The following is a 17,035-nucleotide window of genomic DNA, read 5'->3' on the forward strand; positions in this document are numbered from 1 at the left end:
TGTTTTTCTCGTCCTTCAAATCCTTGGGACTATCGATGTTTCGCGAATTTGTGATGGGCGTTTTTAATTCTCCATCACACTATTTGTAAAAACTTGTTAATGCTGCCGTAGAAGTACAGCATGAATTTCTCAATTGAGCAGATTTTAATTTATTTAGCTAATTAAATCTGAAACCCTGGATGAGTAATAGTACCTGTATTCTTTTTTGTCGATGTGGAGCTGATGTAGTTTCCCGTGAGAAGACAGACCAACTGGCCAATGCTTTTCAACAGTTGGATACCGATGTGTATGAGTTACGCGACTTGTGTGCCCTTTCGGTACATGAAAAAGATGTGCTGCAAACCCTTGGCCAACGATATGACAGAAAGTTGGTGGTGGCTTGTTATCCAAGGGCTGTTGAAAATATGCTTCGGCAAGCCGGGATTGACCTTGGAGGGTTTGAGATGCTGAATTTCAAGGAGCTTTCTACAGAACGAATTCTGGAAAAACTAAGCAATACTTATCAGTTGAAATCCGGCGAGGCCTGCTACCAGGTGCAGGTTAGCGAACTTGATGTGCCGGCTTGGTTTCCGGTGATCGACCAATCGCTTTGCACCCTTTGCGGACAATGTGCCCGCTTTTGCATGTTTGGGGTTTACGCTTACGATAAAAAGAGCTTGACGGTCGTGAATCCACTGGCTTGTAAGAATAATTGCCCGGCTTGCGGGCGGACTTGTCCAAGCTCAGCTATTATGTTCCCGCGTTTGGCGGAAAATTCAGTACTGGCAGGTGCCATACCCGGAGAAAAGTCGGCACAGCCTGCCGGAAAAAAGGAGGGCTTGTTTGTTTTGCTGAATGAGCGCAACCAGACACGAAAGAATATTTTCAGACAAGGTGTGGTGCAAATGGCCGAAGAAGAACGACGAAAAGCATTGGAAGAATTTAAACAAGGGGCGCAAAAACCAAAATAACATGCTGAAACAATTACTGTTTAGAACCGACAAACGGTGTCTCTATAAATTTATTTATAACTTGGGAATCAAAGGTGCGCTCAGTTTCAACCGCTTTCAGAAACGGCTAAAGAAGGGTGAATTTTTTCCAGCCTTCCACTTCATTTCGGTCACCGACGATTGTAACCTGAATTGCCAGGGATGCTGGGTGATGGGCAAGAAAAAGAACAGCCGGATGTCGGCCGAACAGCTCGATCAGATCATTACCGAAACCAAAGCGCAGGGCTCATACTTTTTTGGGATTCTGGGCGGAGAGCCGTTGCTTTACAAACCGCTTTTCGATGTGTTCGAAAAACATTCCGACTGCTATTTCCAGTTGTTTACCAACGGCACCCTATTGACACCCGAAGTAGCGGAGAAGCTTCGGAAGTGCGCCAATGTTACGCCTTTAATCAGCTTTGAAGGCGATGAAGTTGTGGCGGACGTTCGCCGTGGCGGGAAAGATGTATGGCAGCGAACCCACGAAGCGATTGACCACGCGACCCATGCAGGCTTGGTTACCGGGGTGGCCATGAGCGTTTGCAGGTCGAACCTGGAGCTGGCCATGTCGCCTGATTTTATTCACTCATTGATTGAGAAAGGTGTCACTTACCTGTGGTATTACATTTACCGGCCGGTGGGCGAAAATGCCACGGTTGAACTGAGCCTGAGCCGTGAAGAAATTGAACAACTGCGCATTCACATGGTGGAAGCGCGCACGAAATATGATCTGGCCATTATTGATGCTTACTGGGATGGCGAAGGACAAGGGCTCTGTCCCGCAGCCAGTGGCTTGAGCCACCACATTAATGCGTCTGGCTACATTGAGCCTTGCCCGGTGATTCAGTTTGCCACTGACCGGGTTGGCGATAAACCTTTGGAGGAAATTTATCGCACCTCTGCTTTTCTGAGAAATATAAAAGTGGAAATTCCGAAGAAAACATCGGGCTGCATTATCATGGAAGATCCGCAGTGGCTGGTTGATTTTGTTGAAAAATACGAAGCTACAGACACCTCGGGAAGGGATAACGAAGCTGTACGCTTGCGGGCGATGGAGAGCGTTTGCAGTCATGGTTCGGGCAAGCCCATTCCCGAAAAAAGCTGGGCTTATAAATTTGCGAAAAAACGCGCTTTCTTTGGATTGGGCGCTTATGGATAAGAAGATGATTAAAACACAACGACTTTTAAAAGTACCGACGGATGTCAGGTTGCGCAATACGCTTCGTAAGGAAGCCGTTCGGCTGGTCGCGGAGAAACATATCGTACCGCCTGCTGATTTTGACCGTCTGGAGGAATTGGCATCGGAGGTTATTCAAAACCTTGGAGCCGAAGCTGACTACCTGGATTTTGCCATTGTACTTTGCGGCAATGAAATTTGGCGTGAGGTGGTGGCGGCCACACCTTTTGATCGTCGTTTACTCTTGTTGCCCCAATGCCTGAAAAATACGCTGAGCTGCCAGGCAGAAATGGATTCGCTGGGACTGATTTGTGCCAGCTGTAAAGGCTGCCAGATTGATTCGGTACTCAACAAAGCTGAAGCTTTGGGGTACACCACGCTGGTTGCCGAAGGTACAACCGTAGCCGTTGGCTTGGTTGAGGAGGGAGCGATTGACGCGGTGATCGGTGTGAGTTGCATGCCGGTACTGCAGCGTTCGTTCGAGCCTGTTTCTCGTTCTGCCGTTCCGGTTTTGGGGCTGCCACTGTTGTACGATGGTTGCGAAAATACGAATGTCGATTATGGCTGGCTGTTTGAAGAAATGCACCAGTTGAAGCCGAATCCGGAGAAACAACCGCTTTCGGTTTCTTCGCTGAAAGATCAGGTACAGGATTATTTTACAGAATTTGCCTTGCAAGATTTTTTCCGTGCCCATGATGTGACTGAGAAACTGGCCAAACGCATGCTGGTGATGGGAGGACAAAGGATCCGCCCCTTGTTGACGGTGCTGGCTTATCGCTCTTATTCAGCGGAAGTTCGCGAGGAAATACAAATGGCCTTGGCAATCATTATTGAATGTTTTCACAAAGCTTCGCTCATCCACGATGATATTGAAGACGGCGATGATTTTCGGTATGACCAGGAAACCCTGCATAAGACGAACGGCATTCCGGTGGCCATCAATGTGGGCGATTACCTGATCGGAAAAGGATATCAACTGCTCGCCAATCTGCCGGTTCAACCAAAACTTTTAGCTGAGTCATTGCGTGTCGTTTCTTCATCACACGTAAACCTGGCAACTGGTCAGGGGGCAGATTTGATGCTAGGCAGTGATTTTCGTTCCATGGGAGTGGATCAGCTGTTGAAAATTTTCACCCAGAAAACCGGGGAAGCTGTGAAAGTTGCTTTGTTGCTTGGCGCGATTCATGGCAAAGCCTCTGAAGCGGAGTTGAATCGCCTGGAAACTTTCTCTGACTGGTTTGGAATCGCCTACCAAATTCGGGATGATTTGAATGAATTCCACGAGGAAGACTCGCTGGGACAAATGCAGCATTTCCCCTTTTTGATGGCTCTGTTAAACGAACGGTATTCTGAAAACGGGCACCAGGCAAGGATGGCCGAGCTTGAAAAAATGGACTCTATCCAGTTGCGTCAGATGATTATTGATGAGCAGGTTGATCGGCATGCTGAGGCATTCTTGAACCTCTATGTTAATAAATGTTACAAAGAGCTTGATCAATTGCAGAATCTAAAGTTGAAGCTCAGCTTATACGGCGTGATGGGGAAAATTTTCTGATCGCATCAATTATGAGTCCCGATAGAAACCATAGTCCAATTTACCGGCAATTTATTCTTCGCTTGCAAGCCGGGCTGCATCTGCTTGATGAGGCATGTCGACAGGAAATCATGCGATTTGTTGTTGGCAGGCAGCACCGCAGCGGTGGTTTTATGGATCGAGGCGAGCAACCGGATTTGTATTATTCGTTGTTTGGGTTCTGGCTTGCATCGGCTTTAAATCTGGGTGCTGAATTGAATCGTTTAAATGATTTTGTCCGGGACCGGAAGGCCGAAACCAACCCGGTTGACCGCTTTGCCGGGATGTTAATTCAACAAGCTTTTTCCCAGAAGAAAGAAGGGCCGTTCACGTTTTTCAGGGAATTGTTTAGGCGTGATCACCCGATTAACTTTTCATACCAGCTTTTTTTGTTTTTACTGGTTTTCGACGCCCGCTATGGCAAAAAACGTTGGCTCTATCTTTTTGTTCGGATGCTGTTGCGCTGGTATAAGCCGCCTGTAGGTTCACCGGCCAGCCTGGTTGCCGCGTTGACAGTAGCACGTGATGAAGTAGGCTTGAAGACGGAGAAGATGCAGCAGCAGCTAGTTGGCTATTTTAATGAAGGGATTGGATTTAGAAGTTTTGAACAAGTTGAAACCGGCGACATGCTGTCGATGGGCGTGTCATTATTTGCCTTGCAGAAAACCGGGTTCGATCTGCGACTGATCGCTCCAACTTGTTTTAAGTTTATTGAGCAAAACTTTGATCAGGGCGCTTTTTTATCGGGCGATGGCGATGCCACCCGCGATTTGGAATATACCTTTTATGGTTTGCTGGCTTTGGGTTGCCTGGCGGATGACTAAATTAGAAGAATCGTTTGTGATCAACTAAAGAATATATCATTGACAAAGCAAGATTTACAAAGCCGTTTTCATGAACTTTCAAAACTTCTGCTTGACGAAATGAATCCGCAGGGGTTTTGGACGGGTGAGCTTTCTTCGAGCGCGCTGGGAGTGGCAGTCGCTGTTGCGGCCTTACACTTTCACGATCCGAAAGCGCACCAAGCGGAAATCCAAAAAGGTTTGAGATGGCTACAATCAAATGTGAATATCGATGGCAGTTTTGGAGATACTCCCGAAAGTCCGGGTAATGTGAGCACCAGTCTGCTGGTTTATGCTGCCACCAACCTGTATGCCCAAAAAGATCAGTCAACCGCCCGGTTGCAAACGAAGATCGCAGCTTATCTGGCTTCACAAAATATCGATGTTCACTCTGCCCAGGTTGCGAAAATCATTCTTAATCATTATCAGAAAGATTATACCTTTTCGGTTCCAATCCTGACTCTATGCGGATTATGTGGTGTGCCCGGGGGTGAAGCGTTCCGGCACATTCCGCAGTTGCCTTTTGAATTGGCTTTGTTGCCACGCAAATTCTACAGGATGCTAAACTTAAGTGTGGTTAGCTATGCCATCCCGGCTTTGATTGCCGTTGGTATCGTGGTTTTTACCAAGAAACCATCAAGTGCTTTTGGACGTCTGGTCCGAAAGTGGTCGATTAAACCGGCTTTGGCCTTGTTACATAAGCTGATGCCCGCGAGTGGTGGTTTTCTGGAAGCCATTCCGCTCACCGCCTTCGTGGTCTTGAGCTTGATTGAAGCCAGCTACCGTGAGCTGAAAGTGGTTGAACAAGGCATTCGATTTTTAAAGAAAACCCAACGCGCTGACGGAAGCTGGCCGATTGATATCAATTTGTCAACCTGGGTAACAACGTTAGCTGTAAAAGCCTTCCGGACGAAAAAGGACGAAGTACTGACTCCGGAAATGCAAACACGTTTGGCTGAACATTTGAAAAAAACTCAAAATCGAACTATCCATCCGTTCAACGGAAGCCAGCGGGGCGGTTGGGGTTGGACCAATCACAGTGGTTCGGTACCTGATGGCGATGATACACCAGGTGTGATTTTGGCTTTGCTCCTACTTCAACCTAAAGAAGAGGTGAAGGACGTGGTCTTGGCGGGATGCGATTGGTTGTTGAAGCTGCAAAATAGCGATGGCGGCGTTCCAACTTTCTCCAAAGGGTGGGGAAAACTGCCTTTTGACCAAAGTTGTGCAGATTTGACCGGACATAGTTTGTTAGCTTTTTCGGCCTGCCTGAATGCTTACGACGGCGAGTTAAGCCTGAACGTTCTCAAACAGTACCGGAAGGCTTTTCTGCGGATGCTCAGTTACCTGCAGAAGTATCAACGGCAAGATGGGAGCTGGCTTCCTTTGTGGTTTGGCAACCAGCACGCCGTTGATCACACTAATCCTGTTTATGGAACCGCCAAAGTACTGACTTATTTGAATGATGTCTTGTCGCATGGGTGGCTTGATTTGTTGATCAGGGAGAACGTTAAGGATTTGATTCAGTTCGGTGAACAGTTTTTACTGAACGTCCAGAATGACGATGGTAGCTGGGGGGGTGGAAAAGCGATATCAGGAACAACTGAGGAAACCGCTTTGGCAATTTCTGCACTCGCAGGCAAAGCGTACGACGAAGTTTGTCTTTCCGCATTCAGTTGGCTGGATAGAAACTACCAGCAAAACGGTTTGAAAGCATCGCCCATTGGACTGTATTTTGCATCGCTTTGGTACGATGAAAAACTGTATCCGATAACAAGCTATTTGGAAGCTTTGACCCGGGAGCTGGAATGTTCCTGATCTTTGGGGATCATTGATAAGTGTTCTCCTTCCGTCGTGTAATAGCTTCCCATTAAATTTGCTGTGAGGCAGCTGTGTACTGGAATTATTTCAACCAAGTCGCCCACATTAATCAGGTGAAAATCCTTATACGTTATTTTCAGAATGCCATTTTCCTGGGACATGTCACACAGGTAATTTTTTTCGTCCAACAGAATCTTTTCATTCCCCTGACGGATGACAATCTGACCGTAGAGACTTTTCCCGTCAATGTTGATGATGGAATCTTTGGAGATGTGAATTGCTCCTCCATAAATCGTAACTTCGTTACGTGAGCCATGCTTGGCGATTACGGGACACACCAACCGAATAGCAATATCTTCAAAATTACAACTGCCCAGTTTGAGTTGCATCAGGTCGTAAAAGACAAAGTTGCCGGGGCGTATTTCGTCCACTCCGTCAAAGTTTTCGCAAATGCTTTGCGATGGGGTATCACCCATTGAAACAATCAGGTCGGGCCAATCTTTTTTATACCGGCTTTTGAGCGAACGCATCTTCAGCAGGGCGTCAAAATGAAAGTTGTAGATTTCGTGCCGGGTTTTCGCTTTGTAGGTGTGGCCGGCGTGGGTTAGAAATCCTTTGAATTGAATGGCCGGATTTTGTTTGATGATCTCAAGCAAATTATCAATTTGGTTCGTTTTGCTGGCCATGATTCCTGTACGGTTATGACCAGTGTCAATCTCAATAAATAAACCAACGGGAGATTTGATGAACTTGGATAAATGGGTCAGAGCATCCTTATTCTCAACCAACAGGTTAAGTTTTATTTTTTTAGCCAAAGAATTGATCTGGTTAATTTCAAGGACGTTAACCGGAATTGCGATCGTGATGTCGTTCCATCCGTGTTTAGCAAAATAACTGGCCATTTGAACGGACGATACCGTAATGGCCGTAATGCCGGCATCACGAAACCATTCTCCCACGGTTGCGGATTGGTGGGTTTTAAAATGAGGCCTGAACAGCAAATTTTTTGTCTTTGCTTTTTCAGCCATTCTTTCAATGTTTCGAAGACAGACCTCTTTATCGAGGATTAGAGTCGGGCGCACAATATCCATAAACGTTCATTCATTTTTGGTTTCAGTAAACTGCTTTCCAAAACTTCTCTCTCGTAGAAAAATTTTCGAACGTCCTTCAGATAATAAAACCAAATGGGCCTTAATTATCTTATTTTCAAATCGCAATGGCTTATTTCAGTCGCATGTAGACCTGCCTAATTCGAACTCTGGGCACTAATCCCTCAATTTTTTCACGCACTAAAAAAATCGATTAGTCAGGATTTTTGCGACAGTATCGTTGATTAATATGAAATAAGTCTGCTAAAAGTAATATTTTAACTGAACTTTAGAAAGAATTGCTGGTGAAAACAAGCAAAAAGAGCCCCACAGTGAGGCTCTTCTTCGTTATTTTATGGATTAAGCCTGCTATTCTTTTCCGGTAAGGATGGTTTGCGACCGGTTGGGACCAACAGATGTAATGGTAATTGGAAGTCCGGTCTCGTCTTCAATGAAATTGATGTAGTTATTCAACTCCTCCGGAAACTCATTTTGATGGGCCATTTTGGACAAGTCGGTGTTCCAGCCCGGAAGCTCTACGTAAATTGGTTTCACCTTGTCGTCAAGTTCAAACGGAAACTTGTCAACCACTTCTCCGTCAATTTCATAGCCCACGCATACTTTTATCGTATCAAAATCATCCAAAACATCCCCCTTCATCATAAACAGCTCTGTTACGCCGTTGATCATGATCGAATATTTTAAAGCTACCAAATCCAGCCAGCCACAGCGGCGTGGACGTCCGGTAGTCGATCCGTACTCGTTTCCTGCATCACGTAATTTCTGTCCGGTTTCATCGTGAAGTTCCGTTGGGAAAGGTCCCATTCCTACGCGTGTGCAATAGGCTTTGAAAATCCCGAAAACCCGACCAATTTTTTGAGGGGCGATTCCTAATCCGGTGCAAGCTCCGGCTGAAATGGTGTTCGACGAAGTGACAAAAGGGTAAGACCCAAAGTCAATGTCGAGCAGGGTGCCCTGAGCTCCTTCTGCCAACACCGATTTGCCTTCCAATAGCAGGTCGTTTACCATGTGCTCGCTGTCGACAAAGGTAAATTCTTTCAATACTTCAATTCCTTCAAACCAGTCTTTTTCTACTTCAGCGAGCAGTTCCTGATAGTCGAACTGAAAGAACTTCTCGAGCAGTTCTTTGTGTGCGTTGGTCCGTTCGGCATATTTCTGCTCAAACCCCTCACCCAAATCGCCAACACGCAATCCGTCACGGCCAATTTTGTCCTTGTAAGTTGGGCCTATTCCTTTCAGCGTTGAACCAATTTTAGTATCACCTTTTGCAGTTTCCGAAGCAGCATCCAATAATTTGTGAGTTGGTAGAATTAAATGGGCTTTCTTCGAAATATAAAGGTTTTTGCGTAGGTTAAGACCGTGCTTTTTTAATGACTCGATTTCTTTTTTGAAAACTAAAGGATCCAAGACAACCCCATTTCCGATTAGGTTCACTTTATTTTCGTGAAAAATTCCTGAGGGAATGGAGTGCAATACGTGTTTGAAGTTGTCGATTTCCAAGGTGTGGCCGGCATTGGGACCGCCTTGAAACCGCGATATGGCATCATATTTTGGGGTTAAGACGTCAACAATTTTTCCTTTTCCTTCATCTCCCCATTGGAGACCTAAAATAACATCTACTTTCATTCTATTTGGTTTACAAATTTTCAAGCATAATTAAACCGCAGAAATTGAATCTATTAGAGAGATTGCCTTCTACGGTGCCGAAATGAAAATTATTTGGCGAATAAAATTAAGAATTATTTTTTCATTCGGGCACAAAAAAACCTCTGTTTCACCAGAGGTTGTTATTTATAATGAGTATAAAACAAGTTAAGGTTCAATGCTTTTTCCATAAATGTATAAGGTGTGGTGGGAAAGCTTGAAATTAAATTTTAAACAGGCTTCTTCAATGATTTCGCGAATACGAGGATCGTAGAACTCTTTTACAACGCCACTGGTGGTGTCAATCAAGTGGTCGTGCTGCAAAGTGGCAAAGGCTTTTTCGAATTGGGCAATGTTTTTTCCAAACTGATGTTTAACCACAAGTTTACACTCCAGTAACAAATCGATGGTGTTATATAGTGTTGCCCTGCTTACCCGGTAATTTTTATTTTTCATTGAAATATAAAGCGATTCAATATCGAAATGCCCTTCACGCGAATAGATTTCGTCGAGTATGGCGAATCGTTCCGGCGTTTTCCTATGCCCATTTTTTTCCAAGTATTCTGTGAACATGTTTTTCACAGTATCTTTCGTCTTATGGTTATTCATATTTAAACCAATTTAAAATAGAGCTCAAAAATAGTAAAAAATAAGCATTGTTTAGACTAAATAAAAACTAATTCTCGATTTTTTCAATGCGCTCAATGGTGTCTATTCCCTTGATTTTCATTAATCGGGAAATTAATTTATTCAAGTCATCGAGGTTGTGAATGTAGATAAACAGGTCACCCTCAAAAATGCCATCGTGGGTGTCGAACAGGACCGTTCGCATGTTGATGTTGTTTTGTTTCGAGATGATGTTGGTAACCTCGCTGACAATTCCAACGCGATCGAATCCGTTGATTTTGATACGGGTAAGGTAGGAGCGTTTTTTAAAATTTGTCCATTCGGCGGTGATAATCCGGTCACCTTGTTGCGACATTAGTTTATTGGCTTCCGGGCAATTGCGCTTATGGATAATCACATGATTGTTTGAGGTCATGTACCCCAGCACATTATCTCCGGGAATGGGCTGGCAACACTTAGCCAGCGTATAGTTGGTCTCATCGGGATCTTCTTTCAATAAGAAGGTATTTTTTTTGTTAATCTGTGTTTTTGGAAGTTCGAGCTCCAACTCGCTTTCTTCTTCCTTGTTTTTTCCAAAGGAAAGCTTCCAATATTTAGCTAGTTTGTTTTCGCGTCGCGACTTCAAGATACTTTCCAAATCATCAATTTGAATGAATCCCATACCAACATGAGCATACAATTGGTCTTTGTTCGAGAGATTGTAGTGTGATGTTAATTTTTTTAAAGTGTCAGATGATGGTTTTATTTTGTGTTCTTTGAGCTTGTTTTCAATGATCTCACGTCCTTTCTCAAGGTGCATTTTTTTATCCAGTTTGAATGCTTGCTTGACCTTCGATTTTGCTCTGGCAGTTGTCATAAACTGTAGCCACGATAGATCCGGGCTTTGCGTTTTTGACGTCAGCAATTCAACTTGGTCACCGCTTTGCAGGACATAACTGACCGGCACCAGCTTATGGTTGATTTTTGCACCGATGCAATGATTCCCAAGGTCGGTATGAATTTCGTAGGCAAAATCGATTACGGTAGCCCCTTTGGGTAGGTTAATCATATCGCCCTTCGGGGTGAAAATGACAATTTCTGAGGAGAATAAATTCATTTTAAATTCATCCAGAAACTCCATGGCATCTGACTCGGGATTTTGAAGCATTTCCCTGATCTTTTCGAGCCATTTGTCGAGTTCCGTTTCGGGCGACTGGATACCTTTGTATTTGTAGTTGTAATGGGCTGCAAAACCACGTTCAGCGATTTCATCCATTCGCTCAGTTCTGATTTGTACTTCCACCCATTTTCCCTGGGGGCTCATCACGGTAACATGAAGCGCTTCGTAACCATTGGCCTTGGGAATGGTTATCCAGTCACGAATCCGGTCGGGCTTGGGTTTGTAAATATCAGTAATTAGCGAAAGAATATCAAAACATTGCCGCTTTTCCGATACGTTTGCTTTTGGTTTAAATACAATTCGAATGGCCATTAAGTCATATACTTCGTCGAATGACACCCCTTTGGTTTGCATTTTATTCCAAATGGAATAAATGGATTTTAACCGGCCGGAGACTGTAAACTCAATTCCTTCGCTTTCCAGTTGTTCCTGAATTGGCTTAACAAATATGTCAATCATGGATTCTCGTCGCTCGCGTTGGCTGTGAAGGCGAAAAACAATCTGGTTGTAGGTTTCCGGCTGTTTGTATTTTAAACTGAGATCTTCCAGCTCCGTTTTTATGGAGTACAAACCCAGGCGGTGAGCCAATGGAGCAAAAATATAGAGCGTTTCAGCAGCAATTTTCAGTTGCTTGGGAAGCGGCATGCTGTCGAGTGTACGCATGTTGTGAAGTCGGTCAGCCAGCTTAATCAGGATCACCCGGACATCATCCGAAAGGGTCATCAGCATTTTTCGAAAATTGGTGGCTTGTTTTGAATCATGCTGGGCGGTGATTTCATCCGATAGTTTAGTCAGTCCGTCAACAACTTTGCAGACTTTTTCACCAAACAGGTTTTGAATATCGTCCAGATTGTAGTCGGTGTCTTCAACAACATCGTGCAGAATCGCAGAGATGATTGACGTTGCCCCCAGTCCCATTTCACTGGAAACAATGTGTGCAACGGCCAGCGGATGGATGATGTAAGGTTCGCCAGACTTCCGTTTGACGCCGGCATGAGCACTGTTTGCAAATTCAAAAGCTTTCTGAATACGCTCGCGTCCATCCTGGCTAATTCGCTGGTCAAACGTACTGGTCAAATTATCGTAATAGTCAGCGATTAATCGCTGTTCTGCTTTTGTCTGTAATTTATTCATCTCCGTCATGCAACAAGTAATGATGCCTTTTCAATTTGCAAAGGGTAAATATAGTCTATTTCTTATAAAAATCGGATTGGGCGAATTCCCGAAACAACCAGATTTTACTCATCTTTAATGAAAGCAATAAGTTCCTGTATTTGTTCAGTCAGCAAGGTTATCGTTTTCTAAAGAATACAAATTCAAACCGACTATTTGATCTCGTTGTAAACCGTTAAAAATGCGTCGACCATGTTTTCCCACGAAAACTTCTTTTTTTCTTCCTTGATGTTTTGCTCAAAAACGATTTGACGCTTGTTCTGATAGAAATCGAAGATGGCATCGGCAATGGCTTCTTCGTTTGGTTCGACCACATAGCCAATTTTCTGATCTGGAATAATTTCGGAAAGGCCGCCAACATTGGTCACGAGCATGGCTTTTTCGAAATGATATCCAATTTGAGTGACACCGCTTTGGGTTGCGCTTTTGTATGGTTGCACAACCAAGTCGGCTGCACTAAAGTACTGGTTCACCTTTTCATTCGGAATAAAATCGGTGTGTAAAATGACACGCTCGTTTAAATTTAAGTCGGCAAGTAACTTCAGATAAGGGTCAGGTTTGGTATAAAACTCGCCGGCGATAATCAGTTTTACCGGACGTTCTGTTAGTCGTTGGTCGGCAAAGGCTTTTAGCAGAATGTCCAATCCTTTGTAATCGCGAATAAACCCAAAGAAAAGCAGGTAACTGGTTTCCAGTTCCAGATGAAGCAGTTTTTTTGCTTTTGACTGTTCTATTCGCTCTCCAAAATTGTCGAACAGCGGGTGTGGGCAAAGCGCTCTGGGCAACCTGGGGTTAAAGCGGTTAATGTCGTTGAGCACGGACTGCGACATGGCCACCATGCCGTCAATACTTTTCATAAAATAGGCGGTAAGCAAATGATCGCCGGGCCTCTTTTCATGTGGAACGATGTTGTCGGCCAGACAAATAACTTTGGTGTGTTTGTTTTTTCGAACGATGCGGCAGATGGTACCTAAAGCCGGCGCCATAAATGGCAACCAGTAACGAACCATTAGCAAGTCCGGTTTTTCCCGACGGATGCGGGTTCCTATTCTCAGCCAGTTGAGGGGATTGATTGAATTGACGGTTCGCTTGATTTTGAGGTGCTCCGGTGCTTTCCCGTCAACATATTGCGATTTTCCTGGGAAAAGTATGCCGGGGTATTGAATGGTAAATGTTTCAATTTCAACCCGATGCCCTTGGTTTTGAAACTCCTGCGCGAGTCGCTCGTTGTATGAAGCCAGTCCGCCGCGAAACGGGTAAGCCGGGCCGATTATTTTAATGTTTTTTGTCATTTGTCGCCGGGAATTAGTCGATTTGCCCTTCTTCTATTTGACTGATGGAAACCTTTAGCATCAGTATTGATGTACGGGACGCTAAATTTCAGTTCTTTTCAGCAATTTTGCAACAAGTTTATCAATTGGGAAGGTTAATTCGTCAGGATTGAGTGTTTTCAGTTTCACCCATCTGAACGACTGGTTGCCGTTTTCCATGACTTTAAAATCAAAAGGCTCGGTCGATATTCTGAAATTGACCGGGGGCTTCAGCTTTGCAGTATAGTAAATACTAAGGAGTTGATGATCGTCGTAGAATAGCGCTTTTTGATAGAAGTCTGTGGTGTAAAAATGCTTGATGCATTCGATTTCCTGTTGGCACTCTTCGCGCATCTCCCGCTTCAAACAATCGATTGTTCCTTCGCCAAAATGCAAGCCCCCACCGGGAAACTTCGTCATTTGGGTGTTGAGCTGAAACTCATCGGTTATCAGGATCTCATTTTGATCGTTGGTAAAAATGCCATACACGCGAATGGTGAATTTGGTGGGTGGTGCCTGATTCATTGGTTCAAATTTTGCTCAATAAAATCAATAATTTCGCTTCGCTGGTGAGGTTCAAACCAATGGATGGCCTCGTCTTTTCTCAGCCATGTTAATTGTTTTCGGGCATAGCGGCGGGTGTTTCGCTTGATGAGCTCCACTGCTTCCTCTCTGCTGATTTCATGGTCAAAATAGGCAAACAGTTCTTTGTAACCAACGGTGTTGAGCGAATTTAAATGCCTGTGTGGACTGATGCTCCTGGCTTCATTCTCCAGCCCAGCCTGCATCATTTGGTCCACGCGTTGGTTAATTCGCTCATACAAGTGCTCCCGATCCATATTCAGACCAATTTTGAGAATTTGGAACGGACGTTTTTTTGTTGTTTCAGTTCGGAATGAAGAGTACGGTTTACCGGTCATCAGACAAACTTCAAGTGCGCGGATCAGTCGTTTGGGGTTTTTCAGATCGACTTGCTGGTAGTACGCTTCATCGAGCTGTTTTAACTGGAGTCGCAGATGTTCAATTCCCTTTTCTTCCAAATCGCGCATCAGTCTTTCGCGAATTTCTGGATCAACATCCGGTTGGAAGTCAATCCCTTTACAAACAGCATCAACATAAAGCATGGACCCTCCGGTCATAACCAACAGGTCGAGTTTATTGAAAAGCCGGCTGATGAGTCCGACTGCTTCCGTTTCGAAACGGCTGGCATTATAGTCTTCGAGAATGGAGTGAGAGTGGATCAGATGATGTGAAACTTGCTTCAACTCTTCGGGAGTTGGGACAGCTGTACCAATTGAAAGCTCCTTGAACAGTTGTCTTGAATCGGCCGAAACTATTTCGGTTTGAAAATGGTTGGCAAGCTGAATACTTAGGTTACTTTTTCCAATTCCGGTAGGCCCCTGAACGACCAGTAAGGTTTTCTTCATGTGTTGTTTTCGTTGAAAGGGCAAAGGTAGTTGTTTTGGAAAAAAAAGGGAAGGGAACCCCAGTTAGTCCCCTTCGATTAAGTCCTCCATTTCGCCAAAAATTTCGGTATAATCATCTAAATCACCATAATCGCGGTACCTGTTCTCCTGATTGAGAATTTCGAGACCCTGGCCCTGTAATTCTTCTTCCAGGACTTGAGCAGGGGCATCACCTTGTTTGTAGGTGACTTTGTTTTCTTGAAGATGCTTTTCCATGTAAATTTTAGTTAATTCAATATAAAAAGATCTGTCATTAAAAAAATCAAATACATAGAGCAAACGCTGCCCTTTGTCAGAGAGGATGTTATGTAGTTTGGTTTTTCCCATGATCTCGGTTCGGGAACTCGTTCTACCAAAGTCTAAAAAAGTAATTTCTGTTTGTTTTCCGTAATTGTCTCCAGCTACAAAAAATGACGCAAGTTGATCGGAACTGTAGCCACAACATTGTTGAATGCACCAGTGTAAATCTGCAAAACTTCTTTCGCCGTCTATTTCAATTATTCGCAAAAAATCAGCGTTCTCAATAGAGGTTATTTTCAACTGGTATACCATTCAATTTTTTTAAATGTGATTTTTAATTTCCAGAATATGAACGTTTTTATAAGCACACAGGCTTTTATAACGGCGATCGGTTCGGAAAGGTTAGGCAATAAATGTTAAAAAAGATTAATTGCTAAAATGGCGCCTCTAACCGGTTGGCTAATCGGTTCTTAGTGTCATCCTTTTATTTTTGGCAGCTCACGTGTTTCGTGATGAATTGAACCGATGCTTCGTGAATTCGATGAATAATTGATTCGCGAATTCGATTTTTCATGAATTGATTCGTTGGTTTAATGCAAATTATTTTTGAACTTGAAACGTTTTTTGGTTGTCATGTTATTCTTTTATCACTCGAACGAAGAACGATGCAGAACAGTGGGTTACTATACGAAAATCTGAAGCTATCACTTCAGTCAATCCGGTCAAATTTGTTGCGAACAATTTTAACCGTGTTGATTATTGCCGTTGGAATTACCGCATTGGTAGGTATTTTAACGGCTATTGATTCCATTAAATCATCGATTACCAAAGAGTTTACCTTCATGGGAGCCAACACGTTTTCAATTACTTCGCGAGGGATGAATGTCCAGGTAGGCAACGAGCGGATCCGAACAAAAAATCATGCTTATATTAATTATTACCAGGCCCGTGAATTTAAAGAGAAATTTGACTTTCCGGCTTTGGTTTCGGTTTCGGTAACAGCTACGGGTACAGCCACTGTTAAATATGGATCTGAAAAGTCAAATCCGAATGTAACCGTTCGTGGAGTGGATGAAAATTACCTGCTTGCATCGGGCTTCGAAATTGACAGAGGCCGGAATTTTTCAGGAGCTGATCTGGTATCGGGAGCAAATCTTGTGGTTCTTGGTGATGGCTTGGTGAGGCGTTTGTTTGATAAAAATGAAGACCCGGTGGCAAAGGAAATTAGTATTGGCGGTGGACGCTACCTGGTTATTGGGACGTTGAAGGCGAAGGGAGGTGGGTTTGGCGGTGGTGGCGACGAGATTTGCCTGCTTCCTTACTCGAATGTGCGTTCGTATTTTTCACGGCCGCAAATGAATTTCAATATACAGGTGAAAGTGGAAAATACCCAGCTTGTTGATGCTGCCGTTGGCGAGGCTGAAAGCACTTTCCGGATGATCAGAAACCTGAGCCCTGTGGATGAAACCGATTTCAATATCGAAAAAAGTGACAACCTTGTGAATATGCTTTTGAACAATATTAAAAATATCACTTTGGTGGCCACCATTATTGGAATGATTACTTTGTTTGGAGCTGCAGTTGGGTTGATGAATATTATGCTGGTGTCGGTTACTGAACGGACCCGGGAAATTGGAATCCGGAAAGCAATAGGTGCAAATTCGTCGCTAATCCGTCAGCAATTTTTGATGGAAGCCGTGGTCATTGGCCAGATTGGAGGTGCTTTGGGGATTGTATTGGGAATTTTAGTCGGAAATATTGTTTCGGTGCTCATCGGAAGTTCCTTCATTGTTCCCTGGCTGTGGATTCTGACCGGCGTGGTGGTGTGTTTTGGCGTGGGGCTGACTTCGGGCTATTACCCGGCCCAAAAAGCAGCACGAATGGACCCAATTGAAAGCCTGCGACACGAATAGCCCCAAAGTCCTG

General features: G+C 44.1%; 14 protein-coding genes. 6 read left to right on the top strand and 8 right to left on the bottom strand.

Going from position 1 to position 17,035, the window contains the following annotated elements:
- The first annotated feature begins 179 nt into the window (after nucleotides 1-179).
- Genes AAC033_RS14815 through AAC033_RS14835 form a run of 5 tightly spaced genes read left to right on the top strand, consistent with a single transcriptional unit; the run spans nucleotide 180 to nucleotide 6,378 of the window.
- Nucleotides 180-950: a 4Fe-4S binding protein gene (locus tag AAC033_RS14815; protein WP_339739485.1), complete on the top strand. Its 771-nt coding sequence runs from the start codon at nucleotides 180-182 to the stop codon at nucleotides 948-950.
- A 1-nt stretch (nucleotide 951) separates the two neighbouring features.
- Nucleotides 952-2,127: a radical SAM protein gene (locus AAC033_RS14820; RefSeq protein ID WP_339739487.1), complete on the top strand. Its 1,176-nt coding sequence runs from the start codon at nucleotides 952-954 to the stop codon at nucleotides 2,125-2,127.
- A complete protein-coding gene (locus AAC033_RS14825; RefSeq protein WP_339739489.1) occupies nucleotides 2,120-3,700 on the top strand; it encodes a polyprenyl synthetase family protein in 1,581 nt (526 codons plus the stop codon). Before AAC033_RS14820 ends, AAC033_RS14825 begins: the two co-directional genes overlap by 8 nt.
- 11 nt (nucleotides 3,701-3,711) lie before the next feature.
- Nucleotides 3,712-4,542 (top strand): hypothetical protein, encoded by an 831-nt coding sequence (locus AAC033_RS14830; RefSeq protein ID WP_339739491.1) that lies wholly within the window; start codon nucleotides 3,712-3,714, stop codon nucleotides 4,540-4,542.
- A gap of 39 nt (nucleotides 4,543-4,581) precedes the next feature.
- Nucleotides 4,582-6,378 (top strand): prenyltransferase/squalene oxidase repeat-containing protein, encoded by a 1,797-nt coding sequence (locus AAC033_RS14835; RefSeq protein WP_339739493.1) that lies wholly within the window; start codon nucleotides 4,582-4,584, stop codon nucleotides 6,376-6,378.
- On the opposite strand, the gene AAC033_RS14840 is transcribed toward AAC033_RS14835, so the two are convergent.
- The 8 genes from AAC033_RS14840 to AAC033_RS14875 all read right to left on the bottom strand — a co-directional run bounded on the left by AAC033_RS14840 (nucleotide 6,339) and on the right by AAC033_RS14875 (nucleotide 15,421).
- Nucleotides 6,339-7,472 (bottom strand): alanine racemase, encoded by a 1,134-nt coding sequence (locus tag AAC033_RS14840; RefSeq protein ID WP_339739495.1) that lies wholly within the window; start codon nucleotides 7,470-7,472, stop codon nucleotides 6,339-6,341. The genes AAC033_RS14835 and AAC033_RS14840 overlap by 40 nt on opposite strands.
- Nucleotides 7,473-7,838: 366 nt before the next feature.
- The gene (locus AAC033_RS14845; protein WP_339739497.1) at nucleotides 7,839-9,116 is read right to left on the bottom strand and encodes an adenylosuccinate synthase; all 1,278 of its coding nucleotides are present in this window, start codon (nucleotides 9,114-9,116) and stop codon (nucleotides 7,839-7,841) included.
- A 186-nt stretch (nucleotides 9,117-9,302) separates the two neighbouring features.
- Nucleotides 9,303-9,743, bottom strand: a complete 441-nt coding sequence (locus AAC033_RS14850; protein ID WP_339739499.1) for a transcriptional repressor — start codon at nucleotides 9,741-9,743, stop codon at nucleotides 9,303-9,305.
- Nucleotides 9,744-9,810: 67 nt separating this feature from the next.
- The gene (locus AAC033_RS14855; RefSeq protein WP_339739501.1) at nucleotides 9,811-12,054 is read right to left on the bottom strand and encodes a bifunctional (p)ppGpp synthetase/guanosine-3',5'-bis(diphosphate) 3'-pyrophosphohydrolase; all 2,244 of its coding nucleotides are present in this window, start codon (nucleotides 12,052-12,054) and stop codon (nucleotides 9,811-9,813) included.
- A gap of 191 nt (nucleotides 12,055-12,245) precedes the next feature.
- Nucleotides 12,246-13,385, bottom strand: coding sequence for a glycosyltransferase (locus AAC033_RS14860; protein WP_339739503.1), 1,140 nt, complete (start codon nucleotides 13,383-13,385; stop codon nucleotides 12,246-12,248).
- Between the two features lie 81 nt (nucleotides 13,386-13,466).
- The gene (locus AAC033_RS14865) at nucleotides 13,467-13,928 is read right to left on the bottom strand and encodes an NUDIX domain-containing protein (protein WP_339739505.1); all 462 of its coding nucleotides are present in this window, start codon (nucleotides 13,926-13,928) and stop codon (nucleotides 13,467-13,469) included.
- Entirely contained in the window at nucleotides 13,925-14,830 is a 906-nt protein-coding gene (gene miaA / locus AAC033_RS14870) for a tRNA (adenosine(37)-N6)-dimethylallyltransferase MiaA (protein ID WP_339739507.1), read from the bottom strand. Before miaA ends, AAC033_RS14865 begins: the two co-directional genes overlap by 4 nt.
- A 63-nt stretch (nucleotides 14,831-14,893) precedes the next feature.
- Nucleotides 14,894-15,421 (bottom strand): hypothetical protein, encoded by a 528-nt coding sequence (locus tag AAC033_RS14875; protein ID WP_339739509.1) that lies wholly within the window; start codon nucleotides 15,419-15,421, stop codon nucleotides 14,894-14,896.
- 419 nt (nucleotides 15,422-15,840) lie between these two features.
- Here AAC033_RS14875 and AAC033_RS14880 point away from each other — a divergent pair, with 419 nt between their 5' ends.
- Nucleotides 15,841-17,022 (top strand): ABC transporter permease, encoded by a 1,182-nt coding sequence (locus AAC033_RS14880; protein WP_339739511.1) that lies wholly within the window; start codon nucleotides 15,841-15,843, stop codon nucleotides 17,020-17,022.
- Nucleotides 17,023-17,035 lie beyond the last annotated feature (13 nt).

Source organism: uncultured Sunxiuqinia sp. (assembly GCF_963974515.1).
GTDB lineage: Bacteria > Bacteroidota > Bacteroidia > Bacteroidales > Prolixibacteraceae > Sunxiuqinia.

Bases quoted from the DNA above. Each gene is read 5' to 3' on its own strand.
- AAC033_RS14815 (WP_339739485.1), top strand. From the start codon at position 180: ATGAGTAATAGTACCTGTATTCTTTTTTGTCGATGTGGAGCTGATGTA.
- AAC033_RS14820 (WP_339739487.1), top strand. From the start codon at position 952: ATGCTGAAACAATTACTGTTTAGAACCGACAAACGGTGTCTCTATAAA.
- AAC033_RS14825 (WP_339739489.1), top strand. From the start codon at position 2,120: ATGGATAAGAAGATGATTAAAACACAACGACTTTTAAAAGTACCGACG.
- AAC033_RS14830 (WP_339739491.1), top strand. From the start codon at position 3,712: ATGAGTCCCGATAGAAACCATAGTCCAATTTACCGGCAATTTATTCTT.
- AAC033_RS14840 (WP_339739495.1), bottom strand. From the start codon at position 7,472: ATGGATATTGTGCGCCCGACTCTAATCCTCGATAAAGAGGTCTGTCTT.
- AAC033_RS14845 (WP_339739497.1), bottom strand. From the start codon at position 9,116: ATGAAAGTAGATGTTATTTTAGGTCTCCAATGGGGAGATGAAGGAAAA.
- AAC033_RS14850 (WP_339739499.1), bottom strand. From the start codon at position 9,743: ATGAATAACCATAAGACGAAAGATACTGTGAAAAACATGTTCACAGAA.
- AAC033_RS14855 (WP_339739501.1), bottom strand. From the start codon at position 12,054: ATGAATAAATTACAGACAAAAGCAGAACAGCGATTAATCGCTGACTAT.
- AAC033_RS14860 (WP_339739503.1), bottom strand. From the start codon at position 13,385: ATGACAAAAAACATTAAAATAATCGGCCCGGCTTACCCGTTTCGCGGC.
- AAC033_RS14865 (WP_339739505.1), bottom strand. From the start codon at position 13,928: ATGAATCAGGCACCACCCACCAAATTCACCATTCGCGTGTATGGCATT.
- miaA (WP_339739507.1), bottom strand. From the start codon at position 14,830: ATGAAGAAAACCTTACTGGTCGTTCAGGGGCCTACCGGAATTGGAAAA.
- AAC033_RS14875 (WP_339739509.1), bottom strand. From the start codon at position 15,421: ATGGTATACCAGTTGAAAATAACCTCTATTGAGAACGCTGATTTTTTG.